The organism is Azospirillum brasilense (assembly GCF_003349955.1).
GTDB classification, from domain to species: domain Bacteria; phylum Pseudomonadota; class Alphaproteobacteria; order Azospirillales; family Azospirillaceae; genus Azospirillum; species Azospirillum brasilense_B.
On the sequence record NZ_QLKQ01000045.1, the window covers coordinates 15,672 to 33,242 of the forward strand.

Here is a 17,571-nt window from a genome sequence, read left to right on the forward strand (position 1 = left end):
CGTGTCAACGCCCCGCGACGGTGGGCTTCAGGGCGTTGGCCGGAAGCTGGAACATCATCAGATAGGTCCGCTGGAGCGGGCTGCGGTTGTCATCGGAGACGATGTAGACCAGCGTGTCGCCGTCCGGCCCGGGCCGGACGGCCAACCCTTCGAAATTGTCGGTCGGCAAGGGCGGCTCCAGCCGCGCCAGCTCCACCCCATCCATCGTCGCGCCGCCGCGCAGCGAGTCCGCCGGCACATGGACGATGCGCGCCGCCCAGCCGCCCAGCAGGGACACCCGACGCTCCAGAACCAGCACCCCGCCGTCGGGCAGGGCCGCCGCCGCCGTGGGGCGGAAGCGCGGCGCCGCGCGGTAGGTCAGCGGCTGCCAGTCGCCGCGTGTCTTCGGATTGGCGGGAGCGATCCAGGCGTGGCGTTCCCGAACGCCGTCGTCGTCCCCTTCCTCGATGGCCAGGATGCGGCCGTCCGGCAGCGCGGCCAGCGCCTCGACCCCGCCGTTCGACGGGGCCTTCTCCAGGCCGGGCGGCGTGGGAAGCTTGCGCGGCGGCCCCTCGGGGCGGTCGGCGCCGTCGTAACGGAGAATGCGGTGATTGCGCTCGAACGGCACCAGCCAGCCGCCGTCCGGCAGGCGGACAAGATCCTCCGAGTCGTTGAGGCGGCCGCGGTAATCCGGGTCCTTGTCGATGACCAGCGGGCGGACGTCATACTGTCCGGCTCCGGCCAGACGGCCCTGGGCGTCGTAGGACAGGCGTCCAGTGACGCTCTTGCCGAGATCGGACACCGCGACGAAGCGGTCGCCCGAGTCGCTGACCCAGAGGCCGGACAGGCCGCCAACCCCCGCCCCATCAGGCAAACGGAGAGCGCCACGGAATCGCAGGGCGCCGACCTCCGAAAGATCGGGGCGGTCGCGGTCGAGGGCAACCGGAACGGACGACTCGGCCGGCGAGCCGTTGCCGGCCACCGCGGCGCAGCCACCGGCCACAGCCAGCAGGGCGCAGAAGGGAATCACCAAGGTTCTCAAACGCATGGCGGCACTCATGCCACGATGGGGCAACCAGGGGAACGCATTTTCCGGCTTGCCCCGCCTGCCCGCGATTCCCACCCTTTGTCCGCCGGGCTCATAGGCCCTGCCTCTCCGTCCGAACGTGGACGAACGAATTGGATATGCGCAGAGGGTTACTTCCTCAGAACCAGCTCGGGAGTGGGTTCGAGCGCATAAATTGTTCTGCACCTAAGTAAAACATTGCCCAGCTTCAGCCGAGAATTGCGTGATGCCCAATCCCCTCCGGTCCCAGCCGGTCGCCCTGCCTGCTGATCGCCCCGCAACCGGTTCGGGTGCGCCGGAGGACCCAATCGCGGAGCGCATCCGGGAGCTGGAGGCCGAACTTCGCGAGCTTCAGCACCGCGCCAAGAACAGTCTGCAGCTGGTCATCAGCCTGCTGAAGCTGCAGACGGGCCGCATCCGCGACCCGGACGCCCGCGCCGCCTACGAGCAGACGCTGGTCCGCATCGAAGCGCTGGCGATCCTCTACCGCCATCTCCACGAATCGGGCACCGGCACCCATGTGAATCTGGGCCGCTACATCGAATCGCTCGCCGACGCGGTGAAGCACGGGACTCCCGGCGGCCTCGCCAACGTGCCCATCGAGGTGAAGAGCGATCCCATCCAGATCGGCCTCTACGAGGCCATGCCGCTGGGCCTGATCACCGCGGAACTGATCACCAACAGCCTGCACCACGCCTTTCCGGAGCAAGGCTGGATCCGCGTGTCGGTGATGCAGGAGAACAACGGGCGCGCCCGCCTGATCGTCGAGGACAATGGGCGCGCCCTGCCCGCCGGCTTCGATACGACGGCGGAGGACGGGCTGATGCTGGCCGAGGCTTTGGCTGCCCAGCTCGGCGACACGCTGAACACGGAAAGCGACGCCGCCGGCACCACCGCCAGCGTATCTTTTCCTGTGTGACGACTCAGGCCGGCGCCCCGTGGCACTCGTGCGGGGCGTCGCCAAGGCCGTGGTCGTGATGCTCGTGGTCGTGATGCTCGTGGGGATGTTCGGGCGGTGGGGCCGTCTTGACGGTCCCCGCGAACCAATCCCGAATCGCCTGCGCCGGATCGGTCTCCAACGTGGTCACCGGCTCGATGCCGCGGCGCTTCATGTGGTTGATGAAGCCCTCGCCCGAGGAGCCGGTGATGACCACCCGCACCGCGTCGATGGGGTGCGGGCGTCCGTCGCCGGCGAGGTGAAGCACCTCGTCCTCCGCCAGCTCGATTCGCGCGACTTCGACGGGTGTCCCGCCCGCCTCGGCCTCGAAGACCAGGAAGCGGCGGGTGCGCCCGCCGTGGGTGGCGATGCTGCGGTAATCCTGCGTGCCGACGGCGAACCTCATCCCCTATCCCCCTCGAAGCCCAGTGGCCTTACCGTGGCACGGCGGACCGCCGCGCACACTGAGGGAGGTCAATGCGCGTCAGAGGATTTCCGTTTCGTCGGAGCGGATGACGTCCGTCCATTTGCGCTCCAGACGGCGCAACGTGCGATAGGTGACCTCGAAGTCCTGGCCGTCGCCGTCCGTGCGGATCAGCCCGTCGGAATGGACCGACGCCATGTGGCGCAGCCGCTCGCACAGCTCCAGCCCGCGGGGCGACAGCTTCAGCCGGGCGGCGCGCTTGTCGCGCGGCGAGGCGGAGCGGTCGACATAGCCGCTGTCCACCAGTTGCTTCAGGTTGTAGGAGGCGTTGGAGCCGAGGTAATAGCCGCGCTCGATCAGGTCGCGCACGCTGATCTCGCCGTTGGAGATGTTCAGCAGCATCATCACCTGCACCGGGCTGATGTCGTCGATGCCGATGCGGGACAGCTCGATTCGCAGAACGTCGAGGAACCGGCGGTGCATCCTTTCGATGATCCGGGCCACCTCATGGTACATCTGGGTGGCGGAGGCCTTGCGCTCAACGTCGTTGCGCTCGGCATCTTCGGTCGGCTGGGGCTGAACGAGCGTCGTCATGGGCCTCGGTTCTGCGTGGGGATCGGGGGAGCACGGCCTTCCTTGCCCGACGCACCGTAGGGACCTAACTGTTTAATTTATATTAACTGTGATGGCGGCGTGAAGGCGCACCGGACCGTTCCAAAGGGTTGGTGCGCCTTCCGCAAAGGACTGGATAAGGTCAGATCCAGCTGTCGTCTCCGCCAGCATCGCCGCCGCCGTCGTCGAACGAAGAATCGTCGGTCTGGTAGTCGACGTTCTGAAGGGTGTTGTCCTCCGGCGGGAAGCCCTGCCCCCCGGCCTGATCCGCGGAGTCGCCGTAGTAGTTGTTGATGATCGTCTCGCCATGGCTGGCCGTCTGCCCCGCCGCCGCGGCTTCGCCGAACGGTCCCGGCGAATGGCTGAGCATTGAGGAGATGGCGCTGGCCGCCAGCATGCCGCCGGCCACGCCCGCCGCGGTCTGGGCGGCGCCGCTCAGGAACCCGCCGCCGCGCGGCGCGTAGCCCTGCGGGCCGAATCCGGGCTGCGGCGCGTAACCGGGCTGCGGCGCGTAGGCAGGCTGGCCGTAGCCGGGTTGCCCGCTGGCCTGAGGAGCGGCGCCCCACGGGCTGCGCGACGGCGGCTGCATCGGGTTGTAGGCCGGCCCCGAGGGAGATTGGGGCGACGGCGCGGGCGGTTCCGCCGCACGGCTTCCCCCGCCGGCCCACGGGCTGCGGCCCAGCCCGAGCGCGTTGGACAGGAAGCTGCCGCCGGACGGCTGCGGTTGGGTCTGCTGGGCGCGGGACTGCGCCTCCTTGACCTGACGCTCCAGATCGTCGATGCGCTGCTGGGCGGCGGTCAGCGCCTGCTGCTGCACCAGGACCGACTGCGCCATGTAGTAGGCGGCGGCGGGCTGGCCCTGGATCATCTGCTGGATGAAGCGTTCCGCCTCCGGATCGCGGGGCTGGTTCTCCACCTCGCGCAGGTGCGTGAACAGATCGGAAAGGAGGGTGCGTTCCTCGGGCGTCATGATCGTCTCCTGTGCGCGCTCCATGCGGGCGCGCCATTGATGTGGCGCACCGCACCCCCGGTGCGCAAGGGGCCCGGCCCTTGCGGAGAACGCTACCCGGCCTTGCGCTCCGCCGCCTCCGCGGAGGGCTCCGGCACCAGCGCCGCGCGGACGGCGTCGTCCACCCGCTCCAGCCAGACGAAGCTCAGCCGCTCGCGGACCGCCGCCGGAATGTCGTCGAAATCCTTGCGGTTGCGGGCGGGCAGCATGACCGTCTTCAGCCCGGCGCGCTGGGCCGCCACCACCTTCTCGCGGATGCCGCCGACCGGCAGCACCAGACCGCGCAGGCTGATCTCCCCGGTCATCGCCGTGTCGGAGCGGATGCAGCGCCCGGACAGCAGCGACACCAGGGCCGTGAAAATCGCCACCCCGGCGGACGGCCCGTCCTTCGGGATGGCGCCGGCCGGAACGTGGATGTGGATGTCGAAACGGTCCAGCCCTTCCGGGTCGAGGCCGAGGTCCTTCACCCGCGACTTGACGAGGCTGAGAGCGGCCTGGGCGCTCTCCTTCATCACCTCGCCCAGCTGGCCGGTCAGGATCAGCCGGCCCGAGCCCGCGAAGCGGCTGGCCTCGATGAACAGGATGTCGCCGCCGACCGGCGTCCAGGCGAGGCCGGTCGCCACGCCGGGCACGCTGGTGCGCATCGCAACGTCGTTCTCGAAGCGCGGCGGCCCGAGGATCGCCGTCAGGTCCGCCGGCTCAACCCGCATCCGCTCGACCTCGCCCTCGGCGATCCGGACGGCGGCATAGCGCCCGACCGCGCCGATCAGCCGTTCCAGTTGGCGGTTCCCGGCCTCCCGCGTGTGGTCCCGGATGATCGCCCGCAGCGTGTCGTCGGGGATCTCCAGCTGCTCCGCCGTCAATCCGTTGGCGACGAGCTGCCGGGCCAGCAGGTAGCGCTTGGCAATCTCCAGCTTCTCGTCCTCGGTGTAGCCGGACAGCTCGATCACCTCCATGCGGTCGCGCAGCGGACCGGGGATGGTGTCCAGCATGTTGGCGGTGGCGATGAACATGACCTTCGACAGGTCGAAAGGCACGCCCAGGTAATGGTCGCGGAAGGTGGCGTTCTGCTCCGGGTCCAGCACCTCCAGCAGGGCGGCCGAGGGGTCGCCGTGGAAGCCCTGCCCCAGCTTGTCCATCTCGTCCAGCATCAGCACGCAGTCGCGCGTCCCGGCCTTGCGGATCGCCTGGACGATGTTGCCGGGAAGCGCGCCGACATAGGTGCGGCGGTGGCCGCGGATCTCGCTCTCGTCATGGACGCCGCCCAGCGAGACGCGGGCGAAGGCCCGCCCGGTCGCCCGCGCGATGCTCTGGCCGAGCGAGGTCTTGCCCACCCCCGGCGGCCCGACGAAGCACAGGATGGGGCTGCGCCCCTCCGGGTTCAGCTTGCGCACCGCCAGGAATTCCAGGATGCGGCGTTTGACCTTCTCCAGCCCGTAATGGTCCTCGTCGAGGATGCGGCGCGCCTCGGCAATGTCGATGCGCGATTCCGACCGGCGGTCCCACGGCATTTCGATCAGCCAGTCCAGGTAGCTGCGCACCATCGAGTATTCCGCCGCCGCCTCCGGCATCCGCTCCAGCCGGCGCAGCTCCTTCTCGGCGTGCTCGCGCACATCGGGGGGCATGCCGGCCTTGGCGATGGCGTCCTGAAGCTCGCCGATCTCGGCCTGACGGCCCTCGTCGGCCTCGCCCAGCTCCTTCTGGATGGCGCGGAGCTGCTCGCGCAGCAGATATTCGCGCTGCCGCTCGTCCATCGCCTCGCGGGTGCGCTCGCGGAGGTCGCGGGACAGACGCAGCACCTCGATCCGCCGGGCCAGCAGGCCGCCGACCTTGTCGAGCCGTTCCGGCAGGTCGACGGTCTCCAGCACCTCCTGCTTCTCGGCGGGCTTCAGGTCCATGTAGCTGGCGGTCATGTCGGCCAGCTCGCCGGGGCTTTCGATGGCCTGGACGGCGGCCAGAAGCTCCTGCGGGGCCTGGGGCAGCAGTTGCAGCGCCTCCACCGCCTCGTTGCGCAGGTTCAGGAAGCGGGCCATGACCTCCGGCGTGGCGGTGTCGCTTTCCTCCACCATCTCGACACGGGCGGCCATGAAGGGATGGCCGGGCACCCACTCGACGATGCGAAAGCGCTGCTGTCCCTGGCAAACCAGATGATGGGAGCCGTCGGGCGTGGTGACGTAGCGCAGGATGCTGGCGGTCGTGCCGACGCGGTGCATGTCGGCTCCGGTCGGGTCCTCCACCGCCTCGTCGCGCTGGAGCAGGATGCCGACCGGCCGTTCGGTGCGGGCCGCCTCCTGCGCCGCGGCGACCGAGCGCGCCCGACCGACCGTCACCGGCAGCACCACCCCCGGAAATTGCACGAGGTTCCGGACGGGGATGACCGGGATCACATCCTCCGGCAACCCGGAGACGGGCGGTGTTTGGAGAGTCGGCGTCGCTTCGGCAGCGTGCTCATCAGTCATTGGACGTCCTTCATCCCATCTTGTCGAGCGTCAGCACGAGGCAACCCGCCGACAGCTCGCGCCGTCCCATGCGGAAGGACCCGGCGGGCAGCTCGATCCGCCGCTCGAAGCGGCCATGGGGAATCTCAAGCCGGTGGATGATCCCGTCGCAGCCCAGCGGCAGCGTCCGCTCGCCGGCAACCACCAGAACGCCGTCCTCGACGGCGACGTGAAGCTGCTCCGCACCAACGCCGGGAAGGGCGACGACGATGGTCACCGCGTCCTCCGTCTCGTAGACGTCGATGGGCGGGGTCCAGCAGGCGCGGCGCGGGCCGGGCGGGGCCGGGCGGAAGAACTGGCGGTGCAGCCGTTCGGCGCGGTCCAGCAGTTCGACGGCCTCCGACCACATGAAGGACGCGGGATCACGGCGGGGCGGCATGGCGTCTCCTTGGGATGACGGGTGTGATGGACGTCAGATGCCGGCGCCGGTATCCGCGGAGGCTTGGGCAAGGCCTTGCGGTTCGGCGCCCTGCTCCTTCGCCCGCTCGTCCTCCTCCTGGAGTTCGCGGCAGGCCCGCTCCCAATGCTCGGCGCGGCGGCCTTCGGGGCGCCCCTCCTGCTCCCAGATCTCGTAGGCACGGTGGCGGATGCGGTGCTCGTCCATCGCGGCGTTCCCCTCCTTCCCGCCCCGGCCGCAGGCATGGCCCGTCCGGCCGCAAGAACCGGGGCTCCTTCGTCCTTTCGGAAACGGTGGGGAGTCGCAGGCGTTCCGCCGACCATGCGGACATCAGACGGAAGAAAGGGCCAATGGCCCCTTTCGGGGTCGGGGCTTCAGAGCCGGTCCGGCCCGTCCGTAGGGTCGGGGCGGCCCGCCGCCTCGTCGTGGCCGCTGCGGTTGCTGAGGAAAACCAGGGCCATCAGCCCGATGGCGACGGCGCTGGTCAGCACGGCGCCGCCGACCAGGGCGAGCAGGCCCGGCAGGCTGAGGCCGAACAGGTCGAAGCCTGTCGCCACCCAGGCGACGAACAGCGCCGCCAGGACGATGACGGGGCAGGCGATCAGGAAGACGCGGAGCCAGGACATGCACGCTCTCCAGCCGGTGCCGGGAAGCCACTACATGGCCGCCCGGCACGGCGGAGGAAAGCCCGCCGCCCCTTTCCGTCAACCGGACGGCGTCAGTGGGACAGCAGCAGCGGCACCGGGCAGGTGCGCAGGACATGGCGCGTCCCGCCGCCGCGGTGCAGGAAGGGGAAACCGTAATGGCCGTGCGCGCCCATCACCAGCAGATCGGCCCCGGAATCGATGCTGCGGGCCAGAAGCGCGTCCATGGCGCCGATGTCGGTCACCGTGAAATGCGTCTGGTCGGCCGTCACGCCGTGGAGCGCCAGATGGTCGAGCAGGCCGATGCGCTGCGGCTCCGTCCCGGCCGGCGGGGCGGCCTGGGTCAGGACGGTGATGACGGTGACCTCGTCGGCGGCCTGGAGGAAGGGCATGGCGTCGGACAGGGCGCGGGCGGCCTCGCGCTCGGCGTTCCAGGCGACGGCGACGCGCTTGCCGATCACCGGGAAGGTGCCGGCGAAGGGCAGCACCAGCACCGGGCGGCCGGAATTCAGCACCACCTGCTCGTTCAACTCCTCCGGTGCCACGCCGTCGGCGGGGGCGCTGCGGTCGAACTGGCCGAGCACCGTGAGGTCGGCGAAGCGCGACCAGATGATGACCTCGCGGATGACGTGGTTGTGTTCGCCGTGGGTCAGGCCGTGCCATTGCCCCTGCAGGCCCGACGCCTGGAGCTTGTCGCGGAACATCGCCTCGCTGCGGGCGGCGGCCTGCTCCAGATGGTCGCTGGAGCGGCGGGCGATGACGCTGGTGGCGCTGCGGTCCGGCTGGGCGAACAGCCCGCGCAGGAAGGCGCCGCTGCTCTTCGCCAGGGCGATGGCCGCGTCGAGGCGGGTTTCCACCTGCGGACCGGAATCGAGATGCACGAGGATGTGCTTGTAGGCCATGAAACTCCTCCCGTTATTCTTGTTCGGGCGGGCGTGCCCAAGGGGCGACGCGCCGGCACCGATTGTTCCTCTTGCGGCGCCGCAACGCCAGCAGGAAAAAGCCTTCGGGAAGGATGGAATAGGCGATTCCTCAGAAGCTCATGCGCAAGCGGGCGGTGAAGGCGTGGTTGTGGCCGTCCGCCCCCGACAGTTCGCCGCGGTAACCCACCGTCGCGCCGACCGCCTGCCAGAGCTGGGCCGACAGGCCGGCGCCGATCACCAGGGAGTCGCGGCCGTCGCCGCTCGGGCTCACGCTGTTGGCGGCCCCGCCGGGCAGACGGACGGTGACGGTGCGCGCGTCTTCGGCGAACTGGTGCTCCCAGGCGATGCCTAGGCTGGGCTGAAGCACCGTCCGCCCGATCTCCACGACGGTGGAGGCTTCGGCCCCGACGCTGCTTTCCAGGGATTCGGCGCTCTGCCGCTCGACGCCGAGCGACAGCAGGCCGGCGCCGCTCTCCTGATAGCCGTCGATGCGCGTGTGGATGTAGCGCAGGCCCAGCCGCGGCCCCAGCGCCACCGGCCCGAGCTGCGCCGTGTAGCCCCCGGCGACCGACAGGGCGTAGGTCCGCCCGTCCGTCTCCGCCGAGGCGTTGGGGAACGGCGCGAAGCCGGTGGTCCGGTCGATGTCGCCGTAGCGGTCGAAGGAGACGCTGCCCGCCACGGCCAGTTGGAAGCCACGCGCCTCGGTCACCGCGTGCAGGCCGATGATGGTGCTGGTCATGTCCAGCGTGCCCGCCCCCTCGTCCAGCTTGGCGCGGCCGCGCGACCCGCCGACCGACAGCCCGACGCGCGAGGCCGGTCCGACCGGCAGTTCGGCGCCGACGCCGCCCGACTGGGTGTTGAAGCGGAAGCCCTGCCGCTCCGCCGTGCCGCCGAGACGGCCCCAGGCGGCGTCGCCGATCAGGAACGCCTTCAGCTCCCCGTTGCCGAGCGGCGCCTCCACCCGCGTCGCGGCGGGGCCGGCGATGGAACCGAGCAGCGCGCGGTGCCAGCTCCGCGTCGCCTCGAAGGCCAGTTCCGGCTGCATCGCCACCGTCTCCGCCGCGTCGTTCAACGCGAGCAAGGCGCCCTGCATGTATTGCGCGATCAGCAGATGGGCGGCGCGGGTCGGGTGGATCTCGTCCCAATAGACGGTCTGGTCAGCCTGTGCCTCGGTCCCGCAGGCGCCGGTCGGCGCGTTGTTCGACAGGCAGGGCGTCACGGTGTTGGTGAAGCCGTAGGCCGTCGGGTTGGCCGCCACCGCGCGGTACAGCGCGTTGACGTCGGCCACCACGATGGTGACGCCCAGCCGCTTCTCCACGTCGGCCATCGCCTGGGACAGCAGAGCGTTGTGGGAGGCGGTGGCCGCGTTCAGCAGGGCGGCGCGCTCGGAATTGCGGGTGTCCGGGATCGTGCCGAGGTCCGGCAGGTTCGGCACCAGGAAGGTCTTCCCGCCGAGCGCCGCCAGACGCTCCACCGTGGTGACGATGTTGCCGACCGTCTGGGTGACGAGGCCCGACGGGTCCGACCCGGCCGAGACGCGGTTGAAGTAGTCGTTGCCGCCCGCCCAGACCGCGAACAGCCCGCCGCCGGTGCCGCTCGGGCGGCTGAGCAGGAACTGACCGACCTGCCCCTGGATGCCGGGAACGCCGGTCTGCGACAGGGTCCCGGTCTCGGCACCACCATAGGCGAAGTTGGTTTTCTGATCGGGCTGGCTGCCGATCAGCGGGGCCAGCCGCTCGACCCAGACGGGGCCGTTGGAGAAACGCCCGTCGTAATAGGGCGGGCTCTGCGGGATGGCGCCGCGCGTCAGCTCGTAGACCCGGCCGGTGTCGGACAGGCTGTCGCCGAAGACGAACACCCGGTCGAACGGCACCGCCCCGGCGGGCGCCGACGCCAGCAACGCGGCTCCCGCCGCCATACGAACCACCTTCCCCGTCACCGCCTCACCTCCCCCGCTGGACAGCCGGAAAACAGGAGCGATGCGTCAAAGCGGGGGGCGGTACCGCCATTGCGTCGGGAAGAGAAGCCGCTTGGGCGGGTTCATCAGACCATGGGGGACCCGAGCATGGGTCCATCCATGGAGGAGGCAGGACCTCGCCACTCGGCGGGCGGCGCCCATCGGCACTCCGGTGCCGGCGCCGCCCGCCCTTTTCTCAAGCTCAGCGGTTTCCCCAGGGAAGCATGCGGCTCAGCGTCCCGTCCTTCAGCACATAATGGTGGACCAGGGCAGTGACCGCGTGCAGACCGGCCAGCACGATGATGGCGGTGCCGAGAAGCTCGTGCAGCGTCTCCAGCGTGTCGCCGAAGGCATGGTTTTCCGCCACCAGCGTCGGCAGGGTGAACAGGCCGAAAAAGGCGACGGGATGGCCGTGGGCCTGGGTCATCGCCACGCCGGCCAGGGGCACCGCGATCATCAGGGCGTAGAGCGCCAGATGCCCGGCCTTGGCCGCCAGCAGGAGCAGCGGCGCGGTGTCGGCGGGCATCGGCGGCGGCGGGCTGACGGCGCGCCAGACCATGCGCAGCGCCACCAGCGCCAGCACAAGGACACCGATCGAGCGGTGGATATCCATCAGGGCGGTCCGCTCCGGCCCGCGGGGCACCAGCCCGCGCCCCTGGGCGATGGCGAAGACCACGAGAATCAGAAGGGCGACGCTCCAGTGCAGGAACAGCATCATCCCGTCGTACCGGGTCTTGACGGGGCGGGTCTTGACGGGTGGCCGGGCGGCGGCCTCGGAGTAAGCGTTGGACATCGGAGGTCCCCTCATCGGCAGAAATGGGCAAGTCCTGCCGATCCTGTCCGGGGGCGACTGAACCGAAGCTGAACGGCGGAACCCAGGACTGAGATGGGGGCGCAGGGCTGGTCCGCGCCGGGGTCTCACGGATGACCCGGCGCACCAGCCGGGTCACCACCAACAGGGAGAAGCGCCGGTACGCCGGCCTTGACCGGACGGCGTCACACCGTCGCTTCGGACTCCGGCGCCAGCTCGGACGCGGGCAGCAGGCGGCGCACCGTCAGGCAGACGATGTCCCCGGTCTGCCCGCCCGGCCCCACATGGGCCTCCACCGCGCGCAGCAGCAGTTCGGAGCGGTCGCGCGCCGACAGGCCGCGCCCCTGGTGCAGAACGGCGGCCAGACGCTCCTCGCCGAACGGCTCGCGCTGGGCGTTCACCGCCCGCAGCACGCCCTCGGTGCACAGGAACAGCGTGTCCTCCTGCTCCAGCCGGGTCACCGCCTCGCCGTAGGGGATGCCCTTGCGCACGCCCAGCGCCGGGCCGCCGGCGTCGGCCAGGGTCAGGACGCTGCCGTCCGCCCGGATGCGGCAGGGCGCGCGGTTGCCGGCGCTGGAATGGCTGAGCGTTCCCGTCTCCCGGTCGTAGAGGGCGACGAAAGCGGTGGCGAAGCCGTCGAAGGGGCTTTGCCCACACAGCCGGTCGTTGGCCGCCGCCAGGATGGCCGCGGGGGTCATGCCGGGCCGGGCCGTCGCCTCGCGGATCGCGCCGCGCACCAGCAGCATCAGGAAGGCCGCCGGCACGCCCCAGCCGGAGACGCCGGCCACCACCAGCAGGCACTGGCGCTCGTCCAGCTCGATCACGTCGTAGAAGTCGCCGCTGACCGCCGGGCCGGGGACCAGCAGGCCGAAGAACTGGCTGTCGCGCCCGGCGGGAAGCTGCTGCGGCAGCAGGTTCGCCTGCACGTCGCGGGCGGCGCGCTGCTCCTCCTCGATCAGGTGTTCGGCGGCGGCCAGCCTCTCCGTGCGGGTCTCCAGCTCGGCCGTGCGCATCAGAAGCTGGGCGTCCAGCGTCTCCTCGCGGTAGGACGCCTCAAGGGCCATGCTGCGGAAGACGCGGGCGAGGCGGCCCATCTCGTCGTTGCGCTCCATCGCCTCGTTCAGGGTGAAGGGGTTGAAGCGCCCGGCCTCCACGGCGGCGACGGCCTCGCCCAGCCGCTCGATCGGGGCCATCTGGCTGCGCGCGAAGCGGACGGCGCCGTAGACGCCCGCTGCCAGGACGAGCAGACCGACCAGCACGCCGATCTTCACATGGCGCCCGATCACCGAGGACAGGTCCTCCGCCGGCAGGCGGACCACCGCGATCCCCGCTCCCTGCCCCGCCACCGCCGGCACCGGGGCAAAGGCGGTCAGGCGGTCGCCCTCGCGCAGAAGGCCGGTCTCGCCGGCCGCCGCCGCGGCCTTCGCCGCCTCCACCGCCCGCTCCGACAGCGGCCCGGCGCTGGGGCCGGTGGCGTGCGCGGCGAGACGCCCGTCGCGCTCCAGAAGCCACGCGCCCTCCACCGTGCCGGCTGCCAGCAGGGAGGCCATCACGCCGTCCACCCCGGCCTTGCGGGCGATGTCGCCGAGCCGGCGCACGTCGGCGCCGACCTGGACGATGCGCGGCTTGTCCACGCCGGCCACGCCGGCGAACTTCATCAGCTTGCCGCCTTCGGTGGCGGCGTCGGTCACCACCTTTTCCGGCGCGCGGTTCAGCAGGCCGTAATAGGGCGCCTGGCGCGGCTGCGCCCGCGCGTCGGGGCCGAAGGTGATGTCGGGGCCGGGGATGTTGTGCAGATAGGCGCGGCCCCGGTTGTCGGTGACCCAGATCTCATCCGGCCCGCCGCCGTCCGCGACGGCCTTCAACCGGTCGATCACCGCCTTGACCGGCGCCTTGCCCGCCTCCATCACCGCGACGAGATGGGCGGCGAGCGTCGCCTCCGACAGCAGCCGGTCGCCGAGCAGCGCCTCCACGTCGCGCGGAACCTCGCGCGCCAGCGTGGCGCTGCGGGCCAGCAGGGTCGCCGCGCCGCGGCCGTCCGCTTCCACCCGCGACTGGATCGCCGAATGGGTCGTCCAGGCCAGCAGAATCGTGACCAGCGCCACCGCCAGCGTCACCAGCCCGGAGATCAGGAGGACCAAACGCCCTTGAAAGGTCATGGAGGGGACCCGCCTTTTGTAGCCAACCGACCGCCGCGGGCTTTCCTCGTCCTTCCCCGGACAAGCCTGGGATCTGGAAAAATTGCCCGACCGCGCCCGTCGGTTCTACCCAGCCGGGCACCCCGAGTCCAGGAGTGGCGGACGCGCCTCCTGTAACCTCAGTACCAGTAGCCGCCGATCCGGTAGCGCGGGCGCCGCAGAGCCGCCGGCATGGCGAGGTGTGGCGGGGCGTGCAGAGGGTGCGCATCGAGACCCGGCAGGACCGGCGGCGGGGTGCGCAGCGCCAACAGGCGGCGCACCCGCTCCTCGGTGTCCGGGTGGGTGCGCAGCAGGGACGGGATGTTCTGCGCCCGGCGGCGGCCGGGAAAGCGCAGCCCCTCCCACGGGCTGTGCTGAAGCCGCTCGATCCGGGCGAGGGCCGAGGCGACGCCCTCCGGATCGCCGGTCAGGTGGGCGGCGTCGAGGTCGGCGTCGAATTCCCGCGTGCGCGACAGGGCGAGCTGCAGAAGCACGCCGATCCAGGGTGCGGCGATAAGCAGCAGCACCAGCAGCCAGGGAACGCCCTCCTGCCGCATCATCAGCAGTGGCAGGTTGAGAATCAGCAGCGCCATGCCGAAGACCGACATCAGCCGGGTCAGGCTGGTCACCGTGTCGGCCAGCCCCATCACGGTCAGGTCGTTGTTGCGCACGTGGCTGACCTCGTGGGCCAGCACGCCGGCCAACTCGCGCAGGCTGAGCGCGCGCAGCAGCCCGTCGGTGACCGCGATGGCCGACCGGCGGCGGCTGCCCACGGCGAAGGCGTTCAGCGCCGGGCTGGCGACGTACCACAGCTCCGGCACCGCGGGCAGTTCCGCCCGGCGGGCGATGGCGGCCAGCGCGTCGAACAGGACCGGGGCCTCCGCATGGGTCAGGCGGCGGGCGCCGAACATGCCGAGCACCATGCGCGGCGACAGGCGCGGGCTGAACAGCAGGCTGACGGCGCCGCCGAGCAGCGCCCACAGCACCCCCTCCACCCCCGCCAGGATCATCCCGCACAGCGCCAGCAGCAGCACCATGCCGCCGAGCAGGAGGAGAGACTGCAAGACGTTCGCGATCTTGTGACGCCGCCGCAGGTCGGCGGCCGCCTGATCCGTGGGCATGAAGGACCGGTGCGTGTGCGGCATGACGGGGGCTTCCTCCCTGACCATCTCCCTTTGGAACCGTTCAACCGGAGCCAAGTCCGGCCCGCCTCATATTGGCGCGCTTTGCCCCGTCGTCATCCCGGCCGCAAGCACAGGCGGCGTGCATTGGGCGGAAGGGCAGCCCTCTTGATTTGCGGGGATGCGTCGAACACATACACGTCGAACGTGCTCACCCGTCAGCCGCTGACCCCCGCTGTCCAATCACGGTCATCGCCATGAGCAATCCTTACGAGATTTTGGGCGTATCCCCCACCGCTTCGGACGACGAAATCCGCAAGGCCTACCGCAAGCTGGCCAAGAAGCACCACCCCGACCTGAACCCCGGCAAGGCGGAGGCCGAGCAGCGCTTCAAGGACATCAGCGCCGCCTACAGCCTGCTGTCGGATGCCGACAAGCGTGCCCGCTTCGACCGCGGGGAGATCGACGAGTCCGGTCAGGAGCGGCCGCAGCGCCACTATTACCGCGACTTCGCCGAAGGCCCGGCGGGCGCCCGCTACGCCCACGCCGAGGGCTTCGCGTCGGACGATCTGGAGCACATCTTCTCCGACCTGTTCGGCGGGCGCGGCTTCGCCCGCGGCGGTTCCATGCCGATGAAGGGCGGCAACCTCAGCATGGCGCTGACCGTCGATTTCCTGGCGGCGGCCAAGGGCGGCAAGCGCCGCGTCACCATGCCGGACGGGAAGACGCTGGACATCGACCTGCCCGCCGGTCTGGAGGACGGCGGCACCATCCGCCTGAAGGGCCAGGGCCTGCCCGGCAGCAACGGCGGTCCGCCCGGCGACGCGCTGGTGACGGTCAAGGTCACGCCGCACCCGTGGTTCCGGCGCGACGGCGACGACATCCAGCTCGACCTGCCGGTGACCCTGGCCGAGGCGGTGCTGGGCGGCAAGGTGCGCGTCCCGACCATCGACGGGCCGGTGATGCTGACCGTTCCGAAGGGGGCGAACAACGGCACGCGGCTGCGGTTGAAGGGCAAGGGACTGCCCGGAGCCAACGGCGCGCGCGGCGACCAGTATGTGACCCTGCGCATCGCCCTGCCCGACGCGCCCGACCCGGCGCTGGAGGCGTTCGTCCGGGATTGGAAGACCGACCACAACCCGAGACGGGACATGGAGGCCGCGTGAGATGGGCCACGACCATTGGGGACAGGACGGCGCGTGGTGGCGGACCGAGGAGGTGCTGGCGAGTTGCCGGCGCGTCTCCTCCGCCCAGCTGACGGTGTGGGTGGAGCGGCATTGGCTGCGGCCACGGCACGAGGGGACCGGTTTCGTCTTCAGCGCGGCCGACGTGGCCCGGCTGGAGATGATCTGCGATCTTCGGGAGGATCTGGCGCTCGACGACGAGGCGATGCCGGTCGTGCTGTCGCTGCTGGACACCGTCTATGGGCTGCGGCGGCGCCTGCGCGTGTTGGCCGAAGCCATCGGCGATCTGCCGCCGGAGGCCCGCTATCTCCTGCAGGACGAGCTGCGGAAGCGGGAGGAAAAGGAAGGGTAGATCAGCTCCGGACGCCGAAGGCCCGTCCGCTCAGCGCGATGTCCTGGTTGAAGCCTTCCGCGACCCGGTCGTTGCCGCCGGACTGCATGCACAGCGTCACGTTGATGGCGCTGAGGATGGCGTGGTCGATCTGCTCCGGCTTGGCGTTGTGGCGTTTGATGGCTTGAAGCGCGCGGGTCACGGATTGGGCCATGGAGCAGGTTCCGTTCGTTCTGGCAGGCTGCCCGGGTTGATCGGCGGGTTGATCGATGACGGCATCATGCCGCCCCTTCGCTCGTCCCGCTGTGCGCCGGGCCACACCCAGCCGCACGGACAGCCTCTCGCAATGGCGAGAGTCCTAAAGCCCAAATTCTTAATCAGGTGTAAACGTCCGGCCGAGCCCAAAAGGCATAACCCTTTATGCCTTTTCTGGAAGCTCCATCAAACCAAGAGCATAGCTCAAGCCATTGGTTTGGTATTACCACTCATTAATGTCAAATGCGACATTTTGCCCGGCGCCGCTGGCCACCCGCCGGGGGGCATCACCCCTCAGAGGTCCCCGTCCTCCGCCAGGAGTCGGCGATGGATCGCGGTGGCGGCGATCGCGGCCTGCCCCATGGCGACCGAGATCTGGTTCAGGCCCTCGACGATGTCCCCCGCGGCGTAGAGCCCCTCGATCCCGGTCTGCTGGTGCCCGTCGGTGACCAGCCGTTCGCTCGGCCCGATGCGCACGCCCAGCCCCTTCACCGTCTCGTTGCGCGGGTGGCAACCCAGGGCGGAATACAGCGTGTCGAAGGTCAGCCGCTCGCCGGACACCGTGGTCAGGGCGGCGATCCGCCCGCCTTCGGTGTGGATTTCCACCACCGGCTCCTCGACGGCGCGGAGGCCGGCCTCGGCCATGCGGCGCTCCTCCGCCTCCTCCAGATTCATCGGCTCGCCCAGCGTCAGGACGGTGATGTCGCGGGAATAGGTGCGCAGGAACAGCGCCTCCCCCAGGGCTCCAGTGCCGTGGCCGATGACGCCGATGCGGTGGCCGGTCACCTCGAACCCGTCGCAGATTGGGCAATGGCGGACCAGCCCCCGCTGGACCGCCTGATACAGGTTGGGCAGCTCCGGTTCGCGGTCGATCACGCCGGTCGCGGCCAGCACGGTGCGGGCGCGGAACAGCCGCCCGTCCTCCGTCCGCACGCGGTAGCCGTCGTCGCCCCGCTCCACCGCCGTCACCGTTCCCGGCACGATCCGGGCGCCGTAACGCTCCGCCTGGGCGCGCATGCGGGCCAGCAACTCGTCGCCGGTCACCCCGTCGGGGAAGCCCGCGTGGTTGTGGGACAGCGGGATCCAGGAGGCCCGGCTGGCCCCGGAATCCACCACCAGGAAACGGCGGCGGTAGCGCGCCAGATAGATTGCCGCGGTCAGCCCGGCGGGTCCGCCGCCGACGATCAGGGCGTCCAGACGCTGTTCTTCGGTTGCGGCGGTCATCGCTCGGGCGTTCCAGCGGACG

Annotated in this window: 18 protein-coding genes; 3 read left to right on the forward strand and 15 right to left on the reverse strand. The window is 70.5% G+C overall.

Annotated elements, in window-relative coordinates; genetic code table 11:
• Positions 1–4 precede the first annotated feature (4 nt).
• Positions 5–1,027 (reverse strand): esterase-like activity of phytase family protein, encoded by a 1,023-nt coding sequence (locus DXK32_RS19385; RefSeq protein ID WP_114860044.1) that lies wholly within the window; start codon positions 1,025–1,027, stop codon positions 5–7.
• Between the two features lie 244 nt (positions 1,028–1,271).
• Between DXK32_RS19385 and DXK32_RS19390 the strand changes: the two genes are divergently transcribed.
• On the forward strand, positions 1,272–1,964 hold the full coding sequence (locus tag DXK32_RS19390; RefSeq protein WP_114860003.1) for a sensor histidine kinase: 693 nt from the start codon (positions 1,272–1,274) through the stop codon (positions 1,962–1,964).
• Positions 1,965–1,968: 4 nt separating this feature from the next.
• Here DXK32_RS19390 and DXK32_RS19395 read toward each other — a convergent pair whose 3' ends face one another.
• From DXK32_RS19395 to DXK32_RS19450, 12 genes are all read right to left on the reverse strand, one after another.
• Complete coding sequence (locus DXK32_RS19395) at positions 1,969–2,388, reverse strand: NifB/NifX family molybdenum-iron cluster-binding protein (protein ID WP_114860004.1); 420 nt, start codon at positions 2,386–2,388, stop codon at positions 1,969–1,971.
• Between the two features lie 78 nt (positions 2,389–2,466).
• The gene (locus DXK32_RS19400) at positions 2,467–3,000 is read right to left on the reverse strand and encodes a MarR family transcriptional regulator (protein WP_114860005.1); all 534 of its coding nucleotides are present in this window, start codon (positions 2,998–3,000) and stop codon (positions 2,467–2,469) included.
• Between the two features lie 160 nt (positions 3,001–3,160).
• Complete coding sequence (locus DXK32_RS19405; RefSeq protein ID WP_114860045.1) at positions 3,161–3,988, reverse strand: DUF2076 domain-containing protein; 828 nt, start codon at positions 3,986–3,988, stop codon at positions 3,161–3,163.
• A 92-nt stretch (positions 3,989–4,080) separates the two neighbouring features.
• The gene (gene lon / locus DXK32_RS19410; RefSeq protein WP_114860006.1) at positions 4,081–6,486 is read right to left on the reverse strand and encodes an endopeptidase La; all 2,406 of its coding nucleotides are present in this window, start codon (positions 6,484–6,486) and stop codon (positions 4,081–4,083) included.
• 10 nt (positions 6,487–6,496) lie between these two features.
• The gene (locus tag DXK32_RS19415; protein ID WP_114860007.1) at positions 6,497–6,904 is read right to left on the reverse strand and encodes an Hsp20/alpha crystallin family protein; all 408 of its coding nucleotides are present in this window, start codon (positions 6,902–6,904) and stop codon (positions 6,497–6,499) included.
• Between the two features lie 33 nt (positions 6,905–6,937).
• Positions 6,938–7,129 carry a DUF2934 domain-containing protein gene (locus DXK32_RS19420; RefSeq protein WP_114860008.1) on the reverse strand — a complete coding sequence of 64 codons (192 nt, stop codon included), beginning with the start codon at positions 7,127–7,129 and terminating at the stop codon, positions 6,938–6,940.
• A gap of 167 nt (positions 7,130–7,296) precedes the next feature.
• Positions 7,297–7,548, reverse strand: coding sequence for a hypothetical protein (locus DXK32_RS19425; RefSeq protein WP_114860009.1), 252 nt, complete (start codon positions 7,546–7,548; stop codon positions 7,297–7,299).
• A gap of 92 nt (positions 7,549–7,640) precedes the next feature.
• Complete coding sequence (locus DXK32_RS19430) at positions 7,641–8,468, reverse strand: universal stress protein (RefSeq protein ID WP_114860010.1); 828 nt, start codon at positions 8,466–8,468, stop codon at positions 7,641–7,643.
• Positions 8,469–8,598: 130 nt separating this feature from the next.
• Positions 8,599–10,428, reverse strand: a complete 1,830-nt coding sequence (locus DXK32_RS19435) for an autotransporter domain-containing protein (protein ID WP_162801256.1) — start codon at positions 10,426–10,428, stop codon at positions 8,599–8,601.
• Positions 10,429–10,648: 220 nt separating this feature from the next.
• A complete protein-coding gene (locus DXK32_RS19440) occupies positions 10,649–11,239 on the reverse strand; it encodes a cytochrome b (RefSeq protein ID WP_114860012.1) in 591 nt (196 codons plus the stop codon).
• Between the two features lie 203 nt (positions 11,240–11,442).
• Entirely contained in the window at positions 11,443–13,416 is a 1,974-nt protein-coding gene (locus DXK32_RS33525) for a PP2C family protein-serine/threonine phosphatase (RefSeq protein ID WP_114860013.1), read from the reverse strand.
• A gap of 158 nt (positions 13,417–13,574) precedes the next feature.
• Positions 13,575–14,579 (reverse strand): zinc metalloprotease HtpX, encoded by a 1,005-nt coding sequence (locus DXK32_RS19450; RefSeq protein WP_114860014.1) that lies wholly within the window; start codon positions 14,577–14,579, stop codon positions 13,575–13,577.
• 233 nt (positions 14,580–14,812) lie between these two features.
• On the opposite strand from DXK32_RS19450, the gene DXK32_RS19460 reads away from it, so the two are divergent.
• Both DXK32_RS19460 and DXK32_RS19465 read left to right on the forward strand, forming a co-directional pair.
• Positions 14,813–15,721: a DnaJ C-terminal domain-containing protein gene (locus DXK32_RS19460; RefSeq protein WP_114860016.1), complete on the forward strand. Its 909-nt coding sequence runs from the start codon at positions 14,813–14,815 to the stop codon at positions 15,719–15,721.
• Between the two features lies 1 nt (position 15,722).
• Complete coding sequence (locus DXK32_RS19465) at positions 15,723–16,091, forward strand: chaperone modulator CbpM (RefSeq protein WP_114860017.1); 369 nt, start codon at positions 15,723–15,725, stop codon at positions 16,089–16,091.
• 1 nt (position 16,092) lies between these two features.
• Here DXK32_RS19465 and DXK32_RS19470 read toward each other — a convergent pair whose 3' ends face one another.
• Positions 16,093–16,284, reverse strand: a complete 192-nt coding sequence (locus DXK32_RS19470) for a hypothetical protein (protein WP_014198714.1) — start codon at positions 16,282–16,284, stop codon at positions 16,093–16,095.
• Positions 16,285–16,619: 335 nt separating this feature from the next.
• Positions 16,620–17,549, reverse strand: coding sequence for an NAD(P)/FAD-dependent oxidoreductase (locus DXK32_RS19480; RefSeq protein WP_114860019.1), 930 nt, complete (start codon positions 17,547–17,549; stop codon positions 16,620–16,622).
• Positions 17,550–17,571 lie beyond the last annotated feature (22 nt).

Bases quoted from the DNA above. Each gene is read 5' to 3' on its own strand.
- DXK32_RS19385 (WP_114860044.1), bottom strand. From the start codon at position 1,027: ATGCGTTTGAGAACCTTGGTGATTCCCTTCTGCGCCCTGCTGGCTGTG.
- DXK32_RS19390 (WP_114860003.1), top strand. From the start codon at position 1,272: ATGCCCAATCCCCTCCGGTCCCAGCCGGTCGCCCTGCCTGCTGATCGC.
- DXK32_RS19395 (WP_114860004.1), bottom strand. From the start codon at position 2,388: ATGAGGTTCGCCGTCGGCACGCAGGATTACCGCAGCATCGCCACCCAC.
- DXK32_RS19400 (WP_114860005.1), bottom strand. From the start codon at position 3,000: ATGACGACGCTCGTTCAGCCCCAGCCGACCGAAGATGCCGAGCGCAAC.
- DXK32_RS19405 (WP_114860045.1), bottom strand. From the start codon at position 3,988: ATGACGCCCGAGGAACGCACCCTCCTTTCCGATCTGTTCACGCACCTG.
- lon (WP_114860006.1), bottom strand. From the start codon at position 6,486: ATGACTGATGAGCACGCTGCCGAAGCGACGCCGACTCTCCAAACACCG.
- DXK32_RS19415 (WP_114860007.1), bottom strand. From the start codon at position 6,904: ATGCCGCCCCGCCGTGATCCCGCGTCCTTCATGTGGTCGGAGGCCGTC.
- DXK32_RS19420 (WP_114860008.1), bottom strand. From the start codon at position 7,129: ATGGACGAGCACCGCATCCGCCACCGTGCCTACGAGATCTGGGAGCAG.
- DXK32_RS19425 (WP_114860009.1), bottom strand. From the start codon at position 7,548: ATGTCCTGGCTCCGCGTCTTCCTGATCGCCTGCCCCGTCATCGTCCTG.
- DXK32_RS19430 (WP_114860010.1), bottom strand. From the start codon at position 8,468: ATGGCCTACAAGCACATCCTCGTGCATCTCGATTCCGGTCCGCAGGTG.
- DXK32_RS19440 (WP_114860012.1), bottom strand. From the start codon at position 11,239: ATGTCCAACGCTTACTCCGAGGCCGCCGCCCGGCCACCCGTCAAGACC.
- DXK32_RS33525 (WP_114860013.1), bottom strand. From the start codon at position 13,416: ATGACCTTTCAAGGGCGTTTGGTCCTCCTGATCTCCGGGCTGGTGACG.
- DXK32_RS19450 (WP_114860014.1), bottom strand. From the start codon at position 14,579: ATGCCGCACACGCACCGGTCCTTCATGCCCACGGATCAGGCGGCCGCC.
- DXK32_RS19460 (WP_114860016.1), top strand. From the start codon at position 14,813: ATGAGCAATCCTTACGAGATTTTGGGCGTATCCCCCACCGCTTCGGAC.
- DXK32_RS19465 (WP_114860017.1), top strand. From the start codon at position 15,723: ATGGGCCACGACCATTGGGGACAGGACGGCGCGTGGTGGCGGACCGAG.
- DXK32_RS19470 (WP_014198714.1), bottom strand. From the start codon at position 16,284: ATGGCCCAATCCGTGACCCGCGCGCTTCAAGCCATCAAACGCCACAAC.
- DXK32_RS19480 (WP_114860019.1), bottom strand. From the start codon at position 17,549: ATGACCGCCGCAACCGAAGAACAGCGTCTGGACGCCCTGATCGTCGGC.